Source organism: Succiniclasticum ruminis DSM 9236 (assembly GCF_900112895.1).
GTDB lineage: Bacteria > Bacillota > Negativicutes > Acidaminococcales > Acidaminococcaceae > Succiniclasticum > Succiniclasticum ruminis.
The window spans coordinates 1-16,886 of record NZ_FONL01000003.1 but is presented as its reverse complement, the minus strand read 5'-3'; the positions used below and the strand labels follow the sequence as shown (position 1 = coordinate 16,886).

The following is a 16,886-nucleotide window of genomic DNA, read 5'->3' as shown; positions in this document are numbered from 1 at the left end:
CCAGTCTGCCATGAAAATATTATAAGTTCTAATAATAATAAAAGGAAAGAGCTTTCCTTCACGCCTATTCTGCCGGCAACGAATAAATTTTCCTCTGCTCTTTCCTAATTATTTCAACATCTATTCATTTGTGTTTTCCGCAGAAGTATTTTCCACCGTAAGATCAATGTCAACCGTTTGCCTGTCCGCTCTTACTCCGTCAGGCAAAATTATCTTCACCGGCACGGTCGTGTTTTTAGTAATACTGTCCAACCGGACCGGTTCCAGTTCCAATTCTTTCAGATTATCAATTACGGACGGAGCCCCGGACACGGTAACTTTAAACGGATTGACAGTAGAACTTGTGATTTTTAACCCATCCGGTAATGCGCCCTTATAGACAGCCTTAACCAGAACCGTCGCCGTCTGGGATCTCTTTTTAAATTTTGTGTGCACTATGACTTCAGCCGGATCAATTGTCACATCCTGCATGTCCATACCGTCTTTCGCCACAGCGAGCGGTTTCTGTGTCACAGTAAATTCTTCACTCCGCCCCCCCACATCTACAGGAACAAAAATCTTATCCAACGCTTCCAGGCGGGTAGCCGCTCCCTGAATCTTAACTTCAGAGGGTGTAAGCCTGTGTTCTTCTACTGCAAAATCCTTATTGGGAGAACCGATGATCTCCGCAGTGACAGGCACGATTTTGTCCTTCTTCACATCAATAAACAGATTTACTGCCGGAGGGGTAACCTGCACTACATCCCCTCTGGCAAAACGGGCATTGATCAGGACCGTATGTGTGCCTACAGAAAGCTTGTTCAAATTAACAAAAGCAAAAATATCGCTTTCCGGCATGTTAGCCAGCGCCGTACGGGTACCCCTGACCCTTACGCTTACTTTTTCAGGAACATTAAACACAATCATGCTTTCTGTCAGATTGCGTGAAACCAGTGGAACCGCAAATTCCTTTTCAACGATGGGGTTCTGCTCGCTCATCACGTACAGCCATAAACAACAGGCAATAAGCACACACATAAACCTGGCAAACCATTTATCACGATTCTCAGTGTTCTTGTTAATCATGATTTGCCTCCCGGTTTCACGATCTGCTTAACGTCGTTTGCTTCTTTCTCATTTTTATTACGGATTTTATCCAGCTTCTCCAAAATCATCTGTTTCAGCGTAAAATGATTGTTCCCCACAAAAGCAGACTGTAACATGTCGACAACATCTTCCCGCCGCAGGTAACGGTAGATTTCGCCATTCCTGGTAACAGAGACCGTACCTGTTTCCTCGCTGACCACTACTACCAGCGCATCCGACTGTTCGGAAATACCGATAGCCGCCCGGTGCCGCGTCCCCAGTTCCTGGCTCAGACCCCTGGCGTCCGTCAACGGAAGCAGACAGGAAGCCGCAATGATACGATTGCCCCGGATGATGACCGCGCCATCATGCAAAGGCGTGTCTTTTTCAAAAATATTCAACAGGAGACTGTCCGTCACAAGTCCGTCGATCTTAATGCCGGTTTCAATTCTTTCTTCCAGTCCGACGGCCCTTTCAAACACTATCAGGGCCCCGACCTTTCTCTGCCCCATTATGACCGCGGCATTAGCCACCGCTTCGATCATGTCGTTCAGTTCTGCTTCATCCAGTTCCACACGTTTACGGAACAGACGGCCACGGCCGATCTGTTCCAGCGCGCGACGCAGTTCCGGCTGGAATACAACAGGCAAAGCAACCATCATCATAGTCATGGCTTTTTCCAATATCCAGTTGATGACGTGCAGGTTCAGCCATTTACTGACGATAACCAGCGCCGCCAGTACCATCAGTCCTTTGACCAATGCCGCAGCTCTGGTATTTTTCAGCATAATATAAATTCTGTACAGAAAAAAAGCAACAAGGCCGGTATCAATTACGTCCAGGATACCTATTGTCCTTGCTAATGCCTGAAATTGTTCCAGCAACAGTTTCACCCTGTCTTTCTATAGAATAACAAAAGAATAACAAAAAATATATAGGTCATAAACCTGTACATTATATTATAACAAAATGTAGTAGATTTCGCTATAAAAAACAAAACTCTTTTGCAGAAAATTTCCAAAAAACCATGAAAATCTTCAGACAAAAGAGTTTTTCAGTTATATTTAAGGAAACACTGTTTATTCGTATGCACTCCGGCAGATTTTTGAGCCTGTCTGGCTTTCCTATTCTGCTTCACTCAGGCCTTTTCCCGCAGTCCCTTCAGCGTTTCTTCCTGTTCTTTCACGATTGCCTCGCCTTTCTCCAGTTGCTTGTCGTTTTTCACGTAGCTGGGGCCTCCGTAGGAAACCCGGGCGTTAACGCAATGTTCCGGATCCAGGGCCTCCATCAGATCAGGCTCAAACAGTTCGCAGAACTGCTTATATTCATCCAGTGTCATATCCAGCAGGAATTTGTGTTCTTTAATGGCATAGGCCACGCACTGTCCTACTACAGCATGGGCCTTGCGGAACGGTACCCCTTTCCGGACCAGATAGTCTGCCAGATCCGTAGCATTGGAAAAATCGTGAGACACCGCCCACCGCATCCGGTCAGTATTTACCGTCATGGTAGCGATCATGTCCCTGTAGACCTGAAGCGTAAACTTCACCGTGTCGATGGCATCAAACAGACCTTCCTTGTCTTCCTGCAGATCTTTATTGTATGTCAGCGGCAAGCCTTTCAATGTAGTCAGCATAGCCATCAGCTCGCCGTAGACGCGGCCCGTCTTGCCCCGCACCAGCTCGGAAATATCCGGATTTTTCTTCTGGGGCATCATGGAAGAACCGGTGGCAAAGGCGTCGTCCAGCTCCACAAAACCAAACTCCGTACTGCTCCACAGGCACAGCTCTTCGGACAGGCGGCTCATGTGCATCATCAATACAGAGGCAAAAGACAGGAAATCCAGCACATAATCCCGGTCGCTGACCGCGTCCATGCTGTTTGCATACACATTTTTAAAATTTAACTGCTCCGCTACATAGAACCGGTCAATGGGGAACGTGGTTCCCGCGATGGCCCCGGCTCCCAGGGGCATGATGTCTGCATCCTCCCACACGCCCAGCAGGCGGCGGAAGTCACGCTGCAACATATTAAAATAAGCCAGCAGGTGATGGGCAAACGTAATAGGCTGGGCCCGCTGCAGATGGGTGTAGCCGGGCATCAGCGTCTTGTCGTGCTGCTTCGCCACAGACAGGATCACTTTTTCAAACTCCAGCAGCAGTTCCGCTACCTCTACGATCTGCCGCTTCATATACATATGCATATCCAGCGCCACCTGGTCGTTGCGGCTCCGGGCCGTATGCAGTCTTGCCCCCGCATCCCCGATCCGTTCCGTCAGGCGCGCTTCCACGTTCATATGGATATCTTCCAGCGCTACGCTGAATTCAAAGTTGCCGGCTTCAATGTCTTTCAGAATATCCTGCAACCCCGCCACGATCCTCGTTCCGTCTGCCTCCGGAATAATGCCGCATTTTACCAGCATCCTGGCATGGGCAATACTGCCCCGGATATCCTCCTGATACAAACGCTTATCATAATTAATGGACGCATTGAATGCGTCCACTAATTCGTTCGTATTCTTACTGAACCGACCGCCCCACAATTTGGCCATTATTTTAACGTGCCTTTCTTCATCATGGCCCGTACGGCTAACGGCAGGCCGAACAGATTGATGAAACCGGTTGCGTCGCTCTGATCGTATACTTCGTCTTCGCCGAAGGTCACATATTCCTGGCTGTACAGGGAATACGGGGATTTGGCGCCGGCGCTGATGATGTTGCCTTTATACAGTTTCAGACGAACCGTACCGGTAACGGTCTTCTGGGTTTCGTTAACGAAAGCTTCCAAAGCTTCCCGCAGCGCGCAGAACCATTTTCCGTCATACACCAGTTCCGCATATTTGATGGCCAGGCCTTCTTTGTAATGATAGGTATCCCGGTCCAGGCACAGGTTTTCCAGTTCATTGTGGGCATAGTAGATGATGGCGCCCGCCGGAGTTTCATACACACCGCGGCTCTTCATACCCACCAGACGGTTTTCCACGATATCGCTGATGCCTACGCCGTTGCGGATACCGATGGCATTCAGGGTTTCCACCAGCCGGGCCGGGCTCATCTTTTTCCCGTTTACGGATACCGGAACGCCCTGTTCGAATTCCAGCTCGATCATTTCCGGTTTGTCCGGTGCGGTCTCCGGCGTGCAGGTTACCCGGAACATCTTCGCCTGAGGCGCGTTCCAGGGATCTTCCAGATCGGAACCTTCATGAGACAGATGCCACATATTGCGGTCCATGGAATAGTCGTCTTCATGGGATACGGGAATGGGAATGTTATGAGCTGCCGCGTAATCGATCTCCTGATCGCGGGAACGCAGTTCCCATTCACGCCAGGGAGCGATGATGGCCAGATCCGGATCCAGAGATTTTACGGTCAGCTCAAAACGTACCTGATCGTTGCCCTTGCCGGTAGCGCCGTGAGCCACCGCATCGGCGCCTTCCTTGTGGGCAATGTCCACCAGGTGCTTGGCGATCAGCGGACGGGCAAAGGACGTCCCCAGCAGATATTTCTTTTCATATACGGCGCCGGCCTTTACGCAGGGCCATACATAATTGGCGATGAAGTCTTCTTTCAGATCCAGAATGTAGCATTTGCTGGCGCCGGATTTGATAGCCTTGTCATGCACCGGATCCAGTTCGTCGCCCTGACCCAGGTCAGCGCAGACCGCGATGATTTCGCAGTTGTTATAATTCTCCTTTAACCAGGGGATGATAACGGAGGTATCCAGACCGCCGCTGTATGCTAATACAACTTTTTTGATGTCTTCCTTTTTTACTTTTGCCATTTTAACGGGCCTCCCTTGTCGTAATTGTGATTTCCTGCATAGCCCTGCCTGTCGCAGTTGCTGCAGATAAAGTTTTAACATGCTTATTGTAGCACGTAATGAAAAAAATGCAAGTGTTTTTATGCAAATTTTTTCATTTTTTTTGAATAATTATAAAATATTTCATGCATTGCATAGTGTGCTGTTGCACTTTGCAACACTGAAAAGAACAGACGTTTCCTGTGCTGAAACGATATGCATCACAGTTCCGCATCGCTCATCAACAGCACCATAATGGCTTTCTGTGTATGCAGACGGTTTTCCGCCTGATCCCACACAAAGGACTGCGGGCCTTCCAGCACTTCTTCCGTAATCTCCTCGCCCCGGTGGGCCGGCAGGCAGTGCAGCACGATAGCCCCGGGGTTGGCCGCCTTCAGCAATTCGCTGTTGATCTGGTAATCATGGAGCGCTTTCAGACGGATTTCCCGTTCCGCTTCCTGTCCCATGCTGGTCCAGACATCTGTATATAATACATCAGCGCCTTTGACTGCTTTGGCAATATCTTCTTCCACGGAAATGGTACACCCCGTCTGCGCCGCGTCTTCCTGCGCCTGTTTCAAAACCATCGGATCCGGCTGGTAACCTTTCGGGCTGGCGCAGAACATATCCATGCCGACTTTGGCACAGGCGTACATCAGGGAATGGGCCATATTATTGCCGTCTCCTACATACACCAGCTTGCGGCCTTTTAACGAGCCCAACTGCTCTTCAATGGTCAGCAGGTCCGTCAGGGCCTGACAGGGATGCAGCAGGTCCGTCAGACCGTTAATGACAGGAATGGAGGCATATTCTGCCAGTTCGATAACGGAATCATGGGAAAAAGTACGGATCATGATGCCGTCCACCATACGGGACAGCACCCTGGCAGTGTCACGGATCGGTTCGCCACGGCCGATCTGGGAATCCCGGTCGTTCAGGTAAATCGCATGCCCGCCCAGCTGATGGAAGCCCGTTTCAAAGGAAACACGGGTACGGGTAGATGCTTTGGAAAACATCATGGCAAGGGTTTTACCTTTGCAGAATTCATGAGGAACGCCCATCTTCTGCATTTTCTTCAGCTTTTTCGCCACGTCCAGAACCAGCAACACTTCCTCTGTCGATAAATCATGGATGCACAACAAATCCTTATGCTTTAATTTCATGATAACCCCTCTCATCTTTATGGAAGTTAAGAACAGGCTGTAAAAGGTTTTCCTGTTATAATTTAGTATTTTACCATATTCTTTCACATTTTAATAGTAAAAATTTCACAAAGCGGCTTTGCCAAATACGCTTCCAATTGGTAAAATGATGGTATCATAAGGTAAATAGCGATAATTTGCAGGTCAGGAAAAGACAACCTTTTCACGGAGATACCATGCGCAAGAAGAAACAAAAGAAAAGCCGTCTTCCGCAGATAGTGGGGCTGACAGTCCTCTTCATTCTGCTCTTTATCGGCTGGAATATGCTGGGTCCGCAACTTGAGATTCCCAAGCCGATAAGCCAGGCAACGGATGACTTTAAAAAGAATCCTAAAATAGAAAACATCATCGACCTGACAGGAAACCAGGCAAAAGCCGTAACCGATAAAGTCGGCGATGCGGCCAAAACAGCGGGCAAGACGCTGAAAGATACCAACCTGCCGGACAATGCCGGAAAGCTGGCGGATTCTGCCGCCAAAGGCGCAGACAAACTGGGCAAACAGGTAAAACAGGGCGGTGATTCCGCTTTAGTGAAAGTTTCTACTGTCTGGCATGTGGAAGAAACCGTTAACTCGCTACGCTCAAATCCGGACTGGATAAGCCTCCGGAAAATTCCGGACCACGCCCGGAAAGCGCTGCTTGCCATCGAAGATCATGACTTTTATAAACACGGCGCCCTGGACATCACCGGCATCGTCAGGGCGGCCTTTGTCAACCTGAAAGCAGGAGAAGTGCGGCAGGGAGGCAGTACACTCACCCAGCAGATGGTTAAAAATGTTTTTCTGAGCAGCGAACAGACAATGGCCCGCAAAGCAGAAGAGGCTGTTCTGGCGACCTGGGTCGAACGCAAATATTCCAAAGACGAAGTGTTGGAAATGTATTTCAACACCACTTACTTCGGCGCCGGAGCTTACGGTATCCGGGACGCGGCAAAAAAGTATTTTGGCAAAGATCCGTCACAAATGACTTTGCCTGAAAGCGCCATGCTGGCAGCCATGCCATACGCCCCCAGCGCCCTGAATCCCTATGAGAACCCGGGCGGCTGCGCCAAACGGGTACGGCTCGTATTGAAAGAAATGCTGAAATACGGGTATATCGGCAACACTGAACTGAAAGAAGCCCTGGCAAAGGGCGTGACACTGAAAAACGGCAGGACACTGCTGCTGGAATAATTATTGTTTATAAAATAAAGCGTGTAAGATTTTTAATAAAATCTTGCACGCTTCTTTATTATTTTAAGATTAAAATCATTACTGCTCAACTACCGATGATTGACACATATGGGTTATCTTTCACATAAAAACGCCAGGGCCATGCTGCCGCTTCTCCCGCATAAGCCACGTTGATGCGGGGAGATGCCCCAATTTTCGCATCCGGAATGTACCTGTACTGAATCAGGCGTAACGGACTGTCCGCGTTACACAGGTCCAACCCATATTCGTTTTTTGTAATGTCCAGCGCCTGACACACTTTCCCCGGTCCGCTGCACAAGTTTCGCAGCTGATTCATACGCCGCCTCTTACGCATCAGGTCAAGCCCGATAACCGGCTCCAGTGCCCGGATCAGGACGGCGTTGCCTTCTCCTTCAGGACCGGTCACCACGTTAAAACAGTAGTGCATGCCGTAAATGAAATACACATAGGCATACCCGCCGTCGTGGTACATGATTTCCGTGCGTTCGCTCCGGTTCCGGTATGCGTGGCAGGCTTTATCAATGGCGCCCACATATGCTTCTGTTTCTACAATCATACCGCCGGCAACGCCGTCGGGAGTACGGTGTATCAGCAGACAGCCCAACAGCTTGCGGGCCAGCTCCACGGTATCCTGTCGGAAAAACAAATGGTTCATAATGATTTATACTATGATTCTGCCGGCAATTTGCAGCTTGTTATGCATTGCCTCGCAAGCAAACGTCATATCAATGATGGAACAACCGCAGATGCGTAAAGGAAACTGCCATGTTGTATTTATCCGCCGTTTCGATCACATGGTCGTCCCGGATGGAGCCGCCGGCTTCGGCCACGTACTGCACGCCGCTGCGGTGGGCCCGTTCGATGTTGTCGCCGAAAGGGAAGAAGGCGTCGCTGCCTAATGCCACGCCGGTGAGCTTCGCCGCCCAGGCTTTCTTTTCTTCTTTGGTCAGCGGTTCCGGTTTTTCCGTAAAGAACAGCTGCCAGGTGCCCTCCGCCAGCACGTCTTCATAGTCATCGGAAATATATACGTCGATGGTGTTGTCCCGGTCCGGGCGGCGGATATCCGCTTTGAAAGGCAGGGCCATGACTTTCGGGTTCTGCCGCTGCCACCAGATGTCTGCCTTGTTGCCTGCCAGACGGGTGCAGTGGATGCGGGACTGCTGTCCTGCGCCCACGCCGATGGTCATGCCGTCTTTTACATAGCAGACCGAATTGGACTGGGTGTATTTCAGCGTAATCAGCGATACCAGAAGGTCACGGACAGCTGCGTCGGGAATATCTTTGTTCTTCGTGGGACGTTCTGCCAGCAGGTCCGCTGTGATCTTCGCGTTGTTGCGGCTCTGCTCAAAGGAAATGCCGAAGACCTGCTTGGTCTCCTGCTCCTCCGGCACGTAGTCCGGATCCATCTGCATCACAAGGTAGGTACCTTTCCGTTTGCTTTTCAGGATCTCCAGGGCCTCTTCCGTATAACCGGGAGCAATGACGCCGTCGGACACTTCCCGTTTCAGCAGCAGCGCCGTTTCCTTGTCACAGATATCGGACAGGGCGGCAAAGTCACCGTAGGAAGACATGCGGTCCGCGCCCCGGGCTGCGGCATAGGCGGAAGCAATGGGTGTCAGTTCAAGGTCGTCTACAAAATAAATTTTCTTCAGCGTATCGCTCAGCTCCGTGGCAACCGCCGCGCCTGCCGGGCTTACATGTTTAAAGGACGCCGCTGCCGGCAAACCGGTAGCTTCTTTTAATTCTTTTACCAGCTGCCAGCTGTTAAAGGCATCCAGCAGGTTGATAAAGCCGGGCCGGCCGTTCAGTACGGTAAAAGGCAGATCCTTTCCGTCTTTCATATACACTTTCGCGATTTTCTGATTGGGGTTGCAGCCATACTTCAGCGCCATTTCATTCATGTGTCGATTCCTCCTTGCGTTTTGCGTTTAAACCTGATTCACTATTTACAAAAGACTGATTCGACAGGATGATCCGGTCAAACACTTCACTGCTATAAAAGCAAAAGCCGGCCAGTCCTGTGCTTTCGCCCAGACGGTCGGCATTCACAGTCATGCTCCATGTGGTGAATCCACTTCCGTCAGTCACATGACCTTTCTGTGTTTTATTATATCCTTTATAATCGGAACTTGTCAACGAATCTGAAACATTTTAAGACCCGCCCCTCACCCTGTCAATCATGTCCCGCACATACTCAGATGTAATGCAGCGGGTACATTCAAATTCCTGATCGGTGCCGCGGTGGCGCGGGCAACTGCCGAAATCGTCATATTTGTGTTCGTAACGCTGGTCATTGGCACAGCTGTGACAGGTGTGGAACTGCTGCACCCGGTAGGGCGTGTGGAACTCCGTTCCCGGCGCGGTGAAGCCCACAATCATCACCACAGGGACGCCCGCGCCCCAGGCCAGCCAGGAAAGGCCGCTGGCCAGGCCCACAAAGAATGCCGCCCCGGAGATCAGGTCTACCCGCTCCTGCAGGGAACGGTCCCCGGTGAAATCTTCCGCGCCGTAGGGAATCGTATTACCGAAAACTCCGTTCACCGTCACCCGTTCCCGGTCCACACAGAGTACCCGGTAGCCAAGTTCCTTCAAATAGGCAACCGTGTCCATCCAGCCCCGGGCGTTGTTCCAGTATTTGCACTGGGCCGTGGCCTGGGTGGCAATACACACATACGGTTCTTTGGGACGGATCTCCGAAGCCTTCGCTGAAGGCAGAAGCCGCGGCCGTCGTTCCGCCGGTTCCAAACCCAGCAGATACGCCCCGTGGGCCTGCAGTCCCATCACCCGCCAGTCCACCGGCTGCAGGTTCCGGTCTTCCCAGGGGGCGAACAGCCCCACGTAATAGGTTGCGTAGAGATCGGAGGGGCGCGGATCCTCCGGCGTCAGAAAGTGAATGTCCGGATAGCCCGCCTGCAAAATTTCACAATAGCGCTTATCCGTCAGCACATAAAGCTCGCTGCCGTGCTTTTCCCTGAAATCTTCCGCACAGGGAAACCAGGCCAGCATGTCCCCCAGGGCCGCCCCTGCAAATTTCAGCAGCACCTTTTTGCCTTTGGCGTCGTAGTCGTGGGCAAACAGGAGAGTTTCTTCCGGCCGGGTTGTATAGACCTCCAGACGGAAATTCACAAAATACCGCTTCGTACTGGTAGCCATTACGTTGGAAGCCTTTGCGTCGTACACCGTAAGATGACTGTCACGGTCAATGAACCGCACCCGGTAATCTCCCTCCGGCACTGACACCCTGAGGCCGTTATTAAAATCGAACCGCAGCCCTGGCACATCCGTTTCCTGGGTGGGCTCGACAGGCGGGTCGAACACCATATAAGGTTCTTTTCCCACGGCGTTATTTTCCATTTGCTTTTCTCCTTCTTACCTTTCCCTGTTCCGGATGCAGGTTGTAGTCCGCCATCAGCCGCTGCACGGTCTGGCAGACCTGACCCGAGCTGATGAATCGGCTGCACTCGAACTCCCGCTCCGTTCCCGCATGGCGGGGGCACCAGCCGAAGTCCGCGTGGACGAATTCCTCGCTGCTGTCCGTCCAGCAACCGTTGCATACGTGGAAATTGATGACCCGGTAGGGGGTAAAAAACTCATTATAAGGCAGGGTAAAACCGGAAATCATGATTACCGGCGCGCCCGCGCCCCAGGCCAGCCAGGACAGTCCGCTGGACAGACCGATGAAGAAATCCGCATGCCCCAGATAATCCACCCGCTCCTGCAGGGGCCGGTCTCCCGTGAAATCCTCAGCCCCGTAGGGGATGGTGTGCCAGTGCCGCCCGTAGCCGTGGCATTTCTCCTTATCAATACACAGAACCCGGTAGCCCAACGCCTTCAGATAATCCACCGTCTCAATCCAGCCCCGGGGGTTGTTCCAGTATTTGGCCTGGCTGGTAGCCTGGGTTGCAATACAGACATACGGCTCTTTGACAGGCCGTTTTTTTGACGGTGTCAGCACAGGCCGCCGCTCCACCACGTCCAGCCCCAGAATGTAGGGTATGTTGAGTTGCAGCCCGGTCACGCGGAAATCAGCCGGCTGGTGGAAGCGGTCGTCCGCCGGAAAGAAGATGCCCATATAATAGGTGGCATAGCAGTCCGGCGGTGTCGTGCCGGGTTCGATAAACCGGATCCGGGGGTAAGCGGGAGCAAAAAGACCGGCAATCTCCGGACTCATAGAGCAATAAACATTGCACCGGTGCTTTTTGCGGAATTCCTCCGCATAGGGGAACCAGGCCAGGATGTCCCCCAGCGTACCCACGGGGTAACGGATATGCACGTTGCGGCCCGCCAGGTCAAGGTCGTGGACCAGCGCAGGAACGCCATCCTTCCAGATTTCCACCCGGAAATTGATGTAATATTTTTTTGTACTGGTGACAAGGGCGTTGCGCCCCACTGCATCGTACAGGATGGAGCTGGTGTCCAGATCCGTAAAGCGGACCCGGTATTCCCCATCGTCTGGCAGCAGTACCCTCGCCCCGTAATTGAAATCAAGCTTCACGCCCGCCAGGCCGCTGTCCAGCGTCACCGGCCCTGCGTCAAAACTCACGTATGTTTTTCTCTTCCCCTCCGCCATAAATGAAACCTCCGTTTCCTACTTACTAATTTAACGAAAACACCGGAAAAATGCAAGAGGGCGTTCCGGCCGGCGGTCTGTTATAAATGCTGACGACAGCACGGACTCGGCCGGTAGTACAGCATCCGGGCACAGCTTGTATAATATGCAGGCTTTGTCTTATTTTTATTGATAAGCGACCGATTTTGCTATATAATATGGTTGGATAATAATTAAACACATATCATATATTTGGAGTATCATATACTTGGGGGAAACCTTATGTGGCCTGTTAATCTTTGCCATGATTTCCGTTACGGCAAAATCATGTACAACCAGCTGGATCAATTTATCGGGAGGTCGTTACGGCTTTACGGGGAATACAGCCAGGGCGAAGCGGATATTTTCGAGCAAATCGTCAAGCCGGGCCATATCGTGGTTGAAGCAGGCGCCAATATCGGCTCCCATACAATCCATCTGGCGCAGCTTGCAGGCGATCAGGGACAGGTTTGGGCGTTTGAGCCGCAACGGCTCGTCTTTCAGCTCCTTGCCGGAAACGTTGCGCTTAACAGCCTCACGAACGTCCATTGCCTGCAGAAATGCCTTATAGGGAGCGGTAAGCGCACAATCCCGGTTCCCGTGCTTGATGTGAACCGGATTAACAACTGGGGCGGAGTGGAACTTGAACACTCCGCTGAGGGAGAACCGGTGGAGGCCATCACCATTGATTCCCTTGACCTTCCGGGCTGCGACTTCCTGAAAATCGACGTGGAAGGCATGGAGCTTCAGGTCCTGCAGGGCGCAGAAGAAACGATCCGGAAGTATCAGCCGGTTATTTATGCCGAGGCAGACCGTGAAGATAAGAAAGACGCGCTGTTCGCGTATCTCCGTTCCCATGGCTACCGCCTGTACAGGCACGAGCCGCCTCTTTATAATCCGGACAATTATTTTCACAATCCTGAAAACGTATTTAAGGTAGATAAGATACTGGAAGACGGAAGAAAGCTTGCCCTGCAGGTTGTTTCCTATAATGTTCTCTGCAAGCCAAAAAACGCTCCTTTCAGGTTCGAAGGCTTCGAAGAAATCGAATGATCAATGTGTAACCTGTCCCGCACGGCGGCAGCGCCGTCCGGCGCGGCAGTCCGTAATGTTTTGAACAGAGGGGTAATATAATCATGAGCCGGAAAAAGAAACTGCAGAAAAAAATAGCGGTAGCCGTATCGGTGGTGAACATACTGAATGTGGGTGCGCCGATGGTGCTTCCCTATGTGAACATGACAAGGGACCTGTCTGCCCGAGGCGGCTACATGGAGCCGGTACAGGGCGGCGCCCGGTTAGCTGCCGCAGGCGTGCTGGCTGACGCGGTGCAGGCGGTGATGCCGGAAATGACGGCAGAGGCGGCGGAGCAAACCATACCTTACGGCGATATCAAAAGCGCCGCTTGGACCGAGAACGGCGGCACGATGACCGAAGATGACATGCAAACCATCAACAGTGGCGGTACGGGTACGGTCGAGAACATGAGCGGCACGCAGATCATCAACAGTGGCGGTACGGGTACGGTCGAGACCATGAACGGCACGCAGATGATCAACGACGGCGGCACGGGCACAATCTCGACCATGAGCAAAGGCTATCAGACCATCAACAGTGGCGGTACGGGCACGATTGTGACCATGAACGGCGGCAATCAGTACGTCAGCGGTTCAGGCACGGTCACGAACCTTAACAGCGGCGGCTGGCAGATTGTTGAAATCGGAGGCTCGGGTACGGTCACGAACCTCAACAGCAGCGGCGGGCAGACCATCTGGGACGGCGGCACGGGCACGGTCTCCTCCCTGATGAGCGGCGGCAAGCAAATCGTCTATAACGGTGGCACATCGAAGGATACCCACGTCATGAGCGGCGGCGTATTGGAGGAAAATGGCGAAGGGGCAATCATTGATAATGCTACCTTCGCGTCGGGGGGCATCCATCGGCTGGTGGTGGGAGCCACCCAGAGCGGTACCACTTTTTCCGGCCATATCCTGGAGCTGGGGAACGGCGGTACTGCCATAAGCGTCACTGTCGGTGACGGCGGCACGATGCAGGTATTGGCCGGCGGCGTGGTATCCGACACCACAGTCAACCGGGGTGGTACTGAAGTAGTGACCGAATATGCCACGACGTCAAAGACCACCGTGGGAAGCGGCGGCAAGCAGTACGTTTTAAGCCGTGGCCAGTCCATACAAGCTACTGTCAACGAAGGCGGTGTCCAGTACGTTTCCGGCGGCGGCACGGCCATCAGCACCACTGTCAATAGCAGCGGCACTGCGCAAGTGTTGTCTGGCGGCGCGATGTCAAACACCACCGTCAACAGCGGCGGCGTGCAAAATGTCAATTACGGTGGCATGGCCATAAGCACGACCATAGACAACGGCGGCACGCAATCCGTTCTGAGCGGCGGCACAGCGACGGACACGACCCTGAAAAATAAAGGCAAGCAGATTGTCAGCAGCGGCGGTGTGGCTTCCGGCGGCACGTTCAGCGGGGTGAATACCAACACTCGTGGCTATCAGGAGGTCTTTGAAGGCGGCACCGTTGTCGGCGCAATCTTTTCCGCGTATGGTAACCAAACCGTCACCGGCGGCATGGCGCGGGATACAACCGTCACCAGCGGAGGAATCCAGGCAATCACGAACAAAGGCGTTTCCCTGAATGCTGTAATTATGTCAGGCGGCACGCAGAGTGCCACGGAGGGCGGTATCCTCGCAGGCACACAGACCATTGAGGCGGGCGCCTCGGCTTCGGGCGGCACACTCAAAGAAATTTCTGTGGAAGGCAAAACCTTTAAAGGCGTGCAAAACGTAAATTCCGGCGGCACGGCGAATAATATCACTGTGACAGGCGGTGGCACGCAATTCGTTCTGAGTGGCGGCAGGGCAAACGGCGTCAACCTTGACGGAGGCACACTGTCCATGGCAGGCGGGGCCATAGCATCCGGTACGGTAGGAGGCCACGGTAATGTTGTCTATGACGGCGGCAGCGGGCAGATCCCCCTTGGCGGAACCAATAACTTTTCTTCGTTTACAGTCTCCGGCGGCACGCTGGAAACGCAAAACGGTTTTCAAATCAACAGCAGCGGCGGCATCACGGTGAATTCCGGCGGTACGCTAATCGCCGGGGGCGCCGTGACGGTCCAGACCAGCGGCAGTTCACTTACCGTCAGCGGCGGCGGAACGTTTTCCGCAGCGAATATCAGCACGGAAAACGGCGGGGAGGTTTCCATGAGCGGCGGCGTTCTTCAGGCTGCCGGGGATATCGCTATCCGTCATGCGCTGACGAATGCTTACGGCGATGTATGCGCAGGAGGGACCCTCACGGTGGGCGCCGGCGCAACGCATCCCTCAGATAAAGAACTGAACCTTTCTGCAGGTAAAAATATCAACGCGGACGGACAGGTCGTAAGTGCAACTAATATTTCCGCCGGCGGTGCGATTGCAGCCGGGAGCATTACCGCAGCCAATGTTATCGCCGACGGCAGTATCAGCGCAAGCGCCAACATCAGCGCGGACGCTATGTCTGCCGGGGACACTATCTCTGCCGGTGGAAATCTTACGGCGGGAACGCTGGCTCTGTCGGCGGTTCCTGCCAGCGGGGCGGCCGTGTCCGCTGTTGGCGATGTCAATGTCACCGACCTTAACGTGAGCGACTTCAATCCGGCGCAGAATACAAACGGCTCCCTGATCAGCGCGGGGGGGACTGTTTCGGCAAAAACCGTGAATGGCAAGTCCCTGACAGCGGGCAGCACGGTAGATACGAATGTTAAACAGGCGCAGCCAAAAGCCGGCATCGATGCAACCTTTGACAGTCTTTCTGTTTCACTGGCGGCGGACCAGAAAGCCCTGACCTACGATGCCCATAATACGTATAAGGACATCGCGTTCAGCACTGTTCCCTGGAATACAGGGTCCGCATATTATGAGGCAGCGGCTTCGGACCGGTTTAACGATAACACATCCATCAGCGCGGAAAAACTCAGTTTTACGTTTGCAGAGGAAAGCCAGAAGGCTTCCCTTGCCTCCGGCAGTACCATGACGCTGTTTGCCAACGCCACGGGTTTACCGGCGGGGATGGCCGTCAATTACAGTGCCGGCAAGACAAGCGTTGCGCAGGAAGTTAGTTACAGCGCACCTAACGGTGTGGCTCTGAGGGCTACTTTAACGGGTACGGTGGCCACAGTAGCGGGGGCAGCTGTAACAAGCGAGACAACAACGAGTGAGGAAACGACGGGTGCGATTAATTATACGGCCAGCAGCATGACCCTGGACAGTGTGGAACTGGCAGGTTGGGACGGTGTTGCTTCTTCCGCGGTTCCAAGCGGCTGGACTGCGAAGAGCGGGACGGCGGTCACGGTTTATACGGACAACATAAACAACCTGCCTGAGCTGGAAGCTGGCACATCAAGGGATATCCTGACCGCTTCGGCCGGTTATTTCTCGTCAGATAAGATTGAGGGCATCAACAAATTCGGAAACGGCGACGCTTTCAACGAAAAACTGAACGGCGTTGCTGTTACGGGTCATAAGCTGGGCGGCATCAAAGATACAAACAACGGGGCTGCACTGACCTATTTTGCGATGAAGAAGAACGTGGAGAACATTACCCTTGGGGAAATGACCTTCACGGACGGCGGCACGGCCGCAACCCTGACCGGCGTTTATGACGCAACGGGCGCGACGATCAATGCGGACAGTCTGAAATTCTCAAAAGACAGCCGCACCGCCATGGAACCAGGCAACACCATGACGATTGTGGATGCGACGGGCGCGATTAAAAACGCAAAGGGCGAATCGCTGAAAGCGTTGGACGCTGGTACGAAGACAAGTTTTACCTACGATTTTACGGACACAATTGCGGATAAAGGCATTACCTTTACCGGTACGCATACGGATACACTGAGCCTGGATGCTGCCAAAGCGAAACTGACATACACCGTTGGCGAGAAAAACGTAAGCACGGCTGCGCTGGCCGGCGAAATCGTGTGGAACAACGGCGGCGTGCACTATAAAAACACGAAGTACAATTTCAGCGCGGATG

At 52.8% G+C, this 16,886-nt stretch carries 13 protein-coding genes and 1 riboswitch; of the genes, 3 read left to right on the top strand and 10 right to left on the bottom strand.

Annotated features, from left to right (window positions below):
- Positions 1-120: 120 nt before the first annotated feature.
- The 5 genes from BM159_RS03350 to argF all read right to left on the bottom strand — a co-directional run bounded on the left by BM159_RS03350 (position 121) and on the right by argF (position 6,026).
- Complete coding sequence (locus BM159_RS03350) at positions 121-1,065, bottom strand: CdaR family protein (protein ID WP_093912861.1); 945 nt, start codon at positions 1,063-1,065, stop codon at positions 121-123.
- Positions 1,062-1,949: a diadenylate cyclase CdaA gene (gene cdaA, locus BM159_RS03345; RefSeq protein WP_093913040.1), complete on the bottom strand. Its 888-nt coding sequence runs from the start codon at positions 1,947-1,949 to the stop codon at positions 1,062-1,064. Before cdaA ends, BM159_RS03350 begins: the two co-directional genes overlap by 4 nt.
- 254 nt (positions 1,950-2,203) lie before the next feature.
- On the bottom strand, positions 2,204-3,616 hold the full coding sequence (argH, locus tag BM159_RS03340) for an argininosuccinate lyase (protein ID WP_093912860.1): 1,413 nt from the start codon (positions 3,614-3,616) through the stop codon (positions 2,204-2,206).
- Entirely contained in the window at positions 3,616-4,845 is a 1,230-nt protein-coding gene (locus BM159_RS03335) for an argininosuccinate synthase (RefSeq protein WP_093912859.1), read from the bottom strand. Before BM159_RS03335 ends, argH begins: the two co-directional genes overlap by 1 nt.
- Before the next feature lie 239 nt (positions 4,846-5,084).
- The gene (gene argF / locus BM159_RS03330; RefSeq protein ID WP_093912858.1) at positions 5,085-6,026 is read right to left on the bottom strand and encodes an ornithine carbamoyltransferase; all 942 of its coding nucleotides are present in this window, start codon (positions 6,024-6,026) and stop codon (positions 5,085-5,087) included.
- A 215-nt stretch (positions 6,027-6,241) separates the two neighbouring features.
- On the opposite strand from argF, the gene BM159_RS03325 reads away from it, so the two are divergent.
- On the top strand, positions 6,242-7,237 hold the full coding sequence (locus tag BM159_RS03325; RefSeq protein WP_093912857.1) for a transglycosylase domain-containing protein: 996 nt from the start codon (positions 6,242-6,244) through the stop codon (positions 7,235-7,237).
- Positions 7,238-7,322: 85 nt separating this feature from the next.
- Here the strand turns inward: BM159_RS03325 and BM159_RS03320 are convergent, their stop codons facing one another.
- From BM159_RS03320 to BM159_RS03305, 5 genes are all read right to left on the bottom strand, one after another.
- A complete protein-coding gene (locus tag BM159_RS03320; RefSeq protein WP_093912856.1) occupies positions 7,323-7,913 on the bottom strand; it encodes a DNA-3-methyladenine glycosylase in 591 nt (196 codons plus the stop codon).
- A gap of 70 nt (positions 7,914-7,983) precedes the next feature.
- Complete coding sequence (locus tag BM159_RS03315) at positions 7,984-9,159, bottom strand: phosphoribosylaminoimidazolecarboxamide formyltransferase (RefSeq protein ID WP_093912855.1); 1,176 nt, start codon at positions 9,157-9,159, stop codon at positions 7,984-7,986.
- Entirely contained in the window at positions 9,152-9,313 is a 162-nt protein-coding gene (locus BM159_RS11810; protein WP_177205892.1) for a hypothetical protein, read from the bottom strand. Before BM159_RS11810 ends, BM159_RS03315 begins: the two co-directional genes overlap by 8 nt.
- Positions 9,280-9,356, bottom strand: a riboswitch (ZMP/ZTP riboswitch). (Overlaps the previous gene by 34 nt.)
- Positions 9,357-9,409: 53 nt before the next feature.
- Positions 9,410-10,612, bottom strand: coding sequence for an autotransporter strand-loop-strand O-heptosyltransferase (locus BM159_RS03310; RefSeq protein WP_093912854.1), 1,203 nt, complete (start codon positions 10,610-10,612; stop codon positions 9,410-9,412).
- Positions 10,602-11,828 (bottom strand): autotransporter strand-loop-strand O-heptosyltransferase, encoded by a 1,227-nt coding sequence (locus tag BM159_RS03305; RefSeq protein WP_093912853.1) that lies wholly within the window; start codon positions 11,826-11,828, stop codon positions 10,602-10,604. The genes BM159_RS03310 and BM159_RS03305 overlap by 11 nt, the downstream gene beginning before the upstream one ends.
- 261 nt (positions 11,829-12,089) lie before the next feature.
- On the opposite strand from BM159_RS03305, the gene BM159_RS03300 reads away from it, so the two are divergent.
- Both BM159_RS03300 and BM159_RS03295 read left to right on the top strand, forming a co-directional pair.
- Positions 12,090-12,899, top strand: coding sequence for an FkbM family methyltransferase (locus BM159_RS03300; RefSeq protein WP_093912852.1), 810 nt, complete (start codon positions 12,090-12,092; stop codon positions 12,897-12,899).
- Positions 12,900-12,982: 83 nt separating this feature from the next.
- Positions 12,983-16,886, top strand: a 3,904-nt coding sequence (locus BM159_RS03295; RefSeq protein WP_177205891.1) for an AIDA repeat-containing protein, incomplete at its 3' end; no start/stop codon positions are given.

What these genes read in the sequence shown, in the direction of transcription:
- BM159_RS03350 (WP_093912861.1), bottom strand. Translation starts at nt 1,065, where the DNA reads ATGATTAACAAGAACACTGAGAATCGTGATAAATGGTTTGCCAGGTTT.
- argH (WP_093912860.1), bottom strand. Translation starts at nt 3,616, where the DNA reads ATGGCCAAATTGTGGGGCGGTCGGTTCAGTAAGAATACGAACGAATTA.
- BM159_RS03335 (WP_093912859.1), bottom strand. Translation starts at nt 4,845, where the DNA reads ATGGCAAAAGTAAAAAAGGAAGACATCAAAAAAGTTGTATTAGCATAC.
- argF (WP_093912858.1), bottom strand. Translation starts at nt 6,026, where the DNA reads ATGAAATTAAAGCATAAGGATTTGTTGTGCATCCATGATTTATCGACA.
- BM159_RS03325 (WP_093912857.1), top strand. Translation starts at nt 6,242, where the DNA reads ATGCGCAAGAAGAAACAAAAGAAAAGCCGTCTTCCGCAGATAGTGGGG.
- BM159_RS03320 (WP_093912856.1), bottom strand. Translation starts at nt 7,913, where the DNA reads ATGAACCATTTGTTTTTCCGACAGGATACCGTGGAGCTGGCCCGCAAG.
- BM159_RS03315 (WP_093912855.1), bottom strand. Translation starts at nt 9,159, where the DNA reads ATGAATGAAATGGCGCTGAAGTATGGCTGCAACCCCAATCAGAAAATC.
- BM159_RS11810 (WP_177205892.1), bottom strand. Translation starts at nt 9,313, where the DNA reads ATGACTGTGAATGCCGACCGTCTGGGCGAAAGCACAGGACTGGCCGGC.
- BM159_RS03310 (WP_093912854.1), bottom strand. Translation starts at nt 10,612, where the DNA reads ATGGAAAATAACGCCGTGGGAAAAGAACCTTATATGGTGTTCGACCCG.
- BM159_RS03305 (WP_093912853.1), bottom strand. Translation starts at nt 11,828, where the DNA reads ATGGCGGAGGGGAAGAGAAAAACATACGTGAGTTTTGACGCAGGGCCG.
- BM159_RS03300 (WP_093912852.1), top strand. Translation starts at nt 12,090, where the DNA reads ATGTGGCCTGTTAATCTTTGCCATGATTTCCGTTACGGCAAAATCATG.